General features: G+C 31.7%; 7 protein-coding genes. 6 read left to right on the top strand and 1 reads right to left on the bottom strand.

Annotated features, from left to right (window positions below; all coding sequences use genetic code 11):
• Positions 1–313: 313 nt before the first annotated feature.
• Positions 314–937 (bottom strand): transcriptional repressor LexA, encoded by a 624-nt coding sequence (gene lexA / locus ACTJJ9_RS25905; protein ID WP_095301792.1) that lies wholly within the window; start codon positions 935–937, stop codon positions 314–316.
• A gap of 160 nt (positions 938–1,097) precedes the next feature.
• Between lexA and yneA the strand changes: the two genes are divergently transcribed.
• From yneA to ACTJJ9_RS25935, 6 genes are all read left to right on the top strand, one after another.
• Positions 1,098–1,409: a cell division suppressor protein YneA gene (yneA, locus tag ACTJJ9_RS25910; protein WP_145584134.1), complete on the top strand. Its 312-nt coding sequence runs from the start codon at positions 1,098–1,100 to the stop codon at positions 1,407–1,409.
• Positions 1,410–1,452: 43 nt separating this feature from the next.
• Entirely contained in the window at positions 1,453–2,112 is a 660-nt protein-coding gene (locus ACTJJ9_RS25915; protein WP_095301794.1) for a YneB family resolvase-like protein, read from the top strand.
• A gap of 131 nt (positions 2,113–2,243) precedes the next feature.
• Positions 2,244–2,474 (top strand): DUF896 domain-containing protein, encoded by a 231-nt coding sequence (locus ACTJJ9_RS25920; protein ID WP_145584136.1) that lies wholly within the window; start codon positions 2,244–2,246, stop codon positions 2,472–2,474.
• 270 nt (positions 2,475–2,744) lie between these two features.
• On the top strand, positions 2,745–3,191 hold the full coding sequence (gene sirA, locus ACTJJ9_RS25925) for a sporulation inhibitor of replication protein SirA (protein WP_095301796.1): 447 nt from the start codon (positions 2,745–2,747) through the stop codon (positions 3,189–3,191).
• A gap of 156 nt (positions 3,192–3,347) precedes the next feature.
• Positions 3,348–3,566, top strand: coding sequence for a YneF family protein (locus ACTJJ9_RS25930; RefSeq protein WP_095301797.1), 219 nt, complete (start codon positions 3,348–3,350; stop codon positions 3,564–3,566).
• A gap of 484 nt (positions 3,567–4,050) precedes the next feature.
• Positions 4,051–5,358 carry a cell wall-binding repeat-containing protein gene (locus ACTJJ9_RS25935; protein ID WP_145584138.1) on the top strand — a complete coding sequence of 436 codons (1,308 nt, stop codon included), beginning with the start codon at positions 4,051–4,053 and terminating at the stop codon, positions 5,356–5,358.
• The last annotated feature ends 140 nt before the right edge of the window (positions 5,359–5,498 follow it).

Here is a 5,498-nt window from a genome sequence, read left to right on the forward strand (position 1 = left end):
ATTGAACAAAAATATCACCATCCCAATTTTGTTATCTATATTATACCATATTAACGCGGTGAAAAGTTAAAGTAATTAGATAAAATAATAGGCTGCCGAGGTTTCTCGACAGCCTGAGAGATAGTATTTCTATCTCTTTTATTGCTTCTTTATATGTAAAGATGATTACTTTGTTCGGGCTTTTAGTGATTTTAGAATAATTTGAATTTATATAATAGCTTTTAATACTTAAACCTATGTGGATATGTCTTACTATTAATAGATTAGTTGAATGCAGTGGGAAATTAAAAAAGCATACCGTTTCGGCATACTTTCAATGAATATTACGATAGACACCAATCACCTTACCTAAAATACTAACATTTCGTAAAATAATCGGTTCCATAGTAGAATTTTCTGGTTGTAAACGAATATAATCCTTTTCTTTAAAGAATCGCTTGCAAGTTGCTTCGTCATCTTCAGTCATAGCTACAACAATATCTCCATTGTTAGCAGTTGGTTGCTGTCTAACAATTACCATATCTCCGTCTAAAATGCCAGCTTCTATCATACTTTCACCCATGATTTCTAGCATAAAAACATGGTCATCCTCTCCAACGTAACGATCTGGAAGTGGAAAGTATTCTTCTACATTTTCAATAGCAGTAATTGGAACACCTGCTGTAACCTTCCCGATCACTGGAACATTGACTACCTTACTTCTTGGAATTTGTAATTCCTCATTATCTTCCAAAATTTCGATTGCTCTAGGCTTGGTCGGATCTCTTCTTATTAGTCCTTTTGATTCAAGTCTAGCTAAATGACCATGAACGGTTGAACTAGAAGCGAGACCTACAGCTTCACCAATCTCACGAACGGATGGCGGATAACCTTTTTTTTGAACTTCCTCTTTTATAAAGCTTAGTATATCTTGTTGCCTTTTTGATAGCTTCGTCATCCTTTGATACACCTCGGATTCCTGTAATTTATGTTTATTATAGCATCTTTTACCTATTAGTACAAACATAAGTTCGAAAAAAGGGGTTGACTAGAACAATTGTTCGTAATATATTAGATTTATAAAAAATACGAACAAACATTCTTATGAGGTGATTGAAATGAAATTTGAAAGATTCGCTTTTATTTTTTCCTTCTTTATCGTTTTTGTAGCAATTACCGGAGCAATTATTTATATGGATAAACAAAATGAAACAGATACATTCCTTCAGGTTACAGTTGAAGACGGAGATAGTTTATGGAGCATTGCAAATAAATTTGAGAAATCAACAAATATTTCGAAACAAGAGTTTGTAAAATGGGTACAGGATAACAATGATATACATTCAAGTATTATAAAACCAGGAGAAGTTGTTATAGTACCTGTAGAAAAAGATCAATACTACCAAGTTGAACAACTTGCAAGTGAATGAGATACTAAGAAATGTTCCTTAATTAAATAAGAAGGGTGATTATGTGAAGGCGATTATTTACTGTCGTGTTAGCACTGAAAAAGAAGCACAAAAGTCTTCACTTATTAGACAGAGAGAAGAACTAGAAAGACTTGCAACATTACATCAAATTAAAGTCATTAAAATAATCGAAGAGAGACATAGTGGATATGACATTGATCGAGAAGGAATCATTGAGGCATTAACCTTATTAAAAGAAAATGCTGCTGATACAATTCTCGTTCAGGATGATACACGTTTAGGAAGAGGGAATGCTAAAATCGCATTATTGCATGAAATCAAGAAAATAGGTGGTAAAATTTTCACTTTAAGTGAACAAGGAGAGCCGCAATTGTCTGAAACGGATGAAATGGTTTTAAATATTTTAGCAACAGTTGAAGAGTTTCAGAGAAAACTAGTTAATTACAAAATCAAAAGAGGAATGAAAAGAGCTGTAAAAAATGGCTATCAACCTCAAAAAAACTTATCTAACTTGTCAAACAATGGAGGTAGGGAAAAAATTGAAGTTCCCATCGGAGAAATTGTTAAATTGCGTCAAAAAAAATTAACGTTTGCAGAAATTGCAGCAACTCTTCGAGGTGTTGGGTATGATGTTAGTAAGGCTACAGTACATAGAAGATATAAAGAATATATAGACAGCATGCAAGCTGATGACAACTTTTAAGTACCAAAGATAAAATTTTCGGTACTTAGAAGTTGTCATTTTTACGCTCTTTTAGTAATATGACACATGTAGTTAAGATAACTAGATTTTATTACTTTAGATTTGTTTCATGTTAATTAAGGAGCGATTTTATGTTATCAAAAGAAAAACTTAATCGAATAAATGAATTATCAAGGAAGGCAAAAGGGAATGGACTAACTAGTGAAGAAAAAGAAGAACAGCAAAGTTTGCGACAAGAATATTTACATGTCTTCCGTTCTTCTATGAAAAATACGCTAAAAGGAGTAACGGTTGTTGATCCAAATGGAAATGACGTAACTCCACAAAAATTAAAAGATGAAAAAAGGAATAGTCTACACTAAAAGAATAAATCATCATGGTTTATTCTTTTTTTATTTTAGATGTGCACTAGTGTTCCTTTCTTATCCTCGTATTTTTGTAAAGTTGGGATGAAGGTATAACGTAAACTAAAAAAGCTCTACTAAGTTTAAATGAAGAAATGTCTCACAGGATATGATTTATTCTAATTTCCTCTTCGACAAAAATAGTGGCTTCTTTCTCCACTTTAAGACAATAATTTCTTTTTGCTTCTTTTATAATAAGGTTACCGGAAAATAGGGGAGGAACGTAATATGAGGCACTATTATATTTATTTAATTGAAGAAGAGTTCGCAAGCCACTACTTTGGTCGAGAGTCTAAAATCTACCATCTCTTTCAAGACTTTCATTGGACAACAGGTCGAAACAATCAGATTGCAACACTTGAAAAGCAAATAAATTATATTACAAAGCCTATTCCTACTTTATTTATACATCAGCTCATTGCATCTCATTTAAGTAGTCGTGAGGATTATCAAAACTTAAAACACATTCATAAAATTGAGCTTAAAGCTAACCGTGGAAATGCAACGCTAATAGTAAAAGATAGATATTTGGAGCTTTCCTCAGATGGTAGTTATGAGGCAGAAACCATTTTCTTCGAAGTATTAAGGAAATTTGACCCATGCTTTTTAGCGATGGATTTACAAAATAAACGGTACGGATGGTTAAACCCTATTAAGGAAAGAAATTTTGTTTAAAAGTACGAAAATTAATAAAAAATATGATAGCCTAAATTTAATTTCTGTTCATTTGTAATATTATTAATAAAAATTCAAGAAATTATCTAGTGAATATTGTATAAAACCGTAATATTTAGTACACTGTAAAGTAGACAACACGAAGGAGGAAGTATTATGGAAGTTTGGGTTGGGATTCTAGTAGCCGTTATTGCGTTACTTGCCGGCGTTGCACTAGGATTTTTCATTGCGCGTAAATATATGATGAATTACCTAAAGAAAAATCCACCAATTAATGAACAAATGCTAAAAATGATGATGATGCAAATGGGTATGAAGCCTTCGCAAAAGAAAATCAATCAAATGATGAAAGCTATGCAGGGTCAAATAAAATAACAAACGTTGATATAACAAGGTTTAAGGCAGTTTATTTAATGAAAGTACAATCTTAAAAATTAGAAATAGGTCAAACTTTCATTTGCTTTTTCGATATAAATTGCTTAATCTTTCTTATAGCACAACCATGACCACCTTTTCTGTTGGAATATTTTAGCAGAAAAGGTGGTTTTTCTTATTGAGATGTTTTTTTAGAGTATATTTATTAATCACTGGATAACGAAGTAAATTATATTACCAAAATAATTTAAAATAGGTGATATGATATGAACCAAAGAAGATTGGTTCATATTAAAATATAATTGAAATAACTATCCGACAAACTTATGTATATTTTCATTTTTCCAATCACATTAATGTGAAAATGGACAAATTGAATGGGCAATTTTATTAATATTATAATTTACCTTATCTATAAAATATTGTTTCTATTTTCCGATCTGATATAATCAATAAGGATATAATTAACTAAGGAGGAAATAAGTTGAAGAAGTTATTTAAGATTGGAGCTTTTGCAGTATTAACAGGTACATTATTATTTTCTTCTGTACAGCATACCGATGCAACTGGAAGTTATACAAGAGTATCAGGAGCTGATCGTCTATCAACTGCAATTGAAATATCGAAAAGAGGATGGCCTAGTGGACTTGACGGAGAAAGAATAGTAATTTTAGCACGAGCGGATAATCCTGCAGATGCACTAAGTGCGGCAAGTTTATCTGGTGCTAAAGATGCTCCGATACTATTAACCTATCCAAATAGTATTTCAAATAAAGTTTTAGATGAAATAAGAAGACTGAACACAAAAAAAGTATATGTTCTGGGTGGAGAACAAGCAATAAGCAATACAGTTATTAATACTCTTAAGTCAAAGGGTTTAGAAGTTGAAAGAATATCAGGAAGTCAAAGGTATCAAACTGCATTTAATATTAACAAGGAAGCAGGTTCAGATTCCAATACACGAGCAATTGTGGCAAGCGGCACATCCGTAGCTGATGCATTATCAGCATCAACTGACTCTGCAATAAATGGAGTTCCTATCTATTTAGTAACAAAAGATACTATTCCTGTAAATTTACCTTCAAACATTAAAAGTGTACATATTTATGGTGGAACAGGTGTAGTTAGTAAAAAAGTTGAAGATACTCTAAGAGCTAAAGGAATTTCAATAAAAAGATATGCTGGAAAAGACCGTTATGACACAAATCGTTTAGCATTAGCAAATTTTAAACCAAATAATGCAATATTAGTACGTGGAACATCAGTAAGTACTGGAAAAGAAGATTATCCTGATTCTGTAGCTGCTTCAGGTTTAGCACATCGTAAAAATGCAGCAATTGTTTTATCACATAACACTAATTACTTACCAAATGTAAGAAGCTTAGTTAATAAGTTGGGAGTTAATAGTGTATTTGTTTTAGGTGGTACTAATGCAATTAGCAATACATTAGTATCTGCTTATCAATCTAGTTACCCTGATCCTATTGGAAAATTACAGATTACAAGTTTAGATTTAGAGAAAGACAAAGTGGTAATCAAAAATGTTGATTCTAGGGACTTAAATTTAACTGGTTGGAGATTGTATAGTGCAGATGGTGGACAAAATTTCACCTTCCCAAATAATTATGTCTTAAAGAAAGGTTCGTCAGTTACTGTTGTTTCTGGAAGGGGAGCAATAGATAATCCACCTTCTCAATTATTATGGACAAAATCTTATATGTGGGAAAATGATGGAGATATAGCGAGAGTTTACAATCCATTAAATGGATTAGTGAGTGAAGTAAGAAAATAAAGGACACTTTTTCAAGTGTTCTTTTTTATAAAGATAAGAAAGTATAAAAATTTGGGTCTACCACAGTCATTTAAGCTGTGGTATTTTCATTTTATGGAGACCAATATATTGAGAAGAATATTTTTTGATAAACACCAACA

It is taken from the genome of Metabacillus sp. 22489, assembly GCF_052044855.1.
Taxonomy (GTDB): Bacteria; Bacillota; Bacilli; order Bacillales; family Bacillaceae; genus Metabacillus; species Metabacillus niabensis.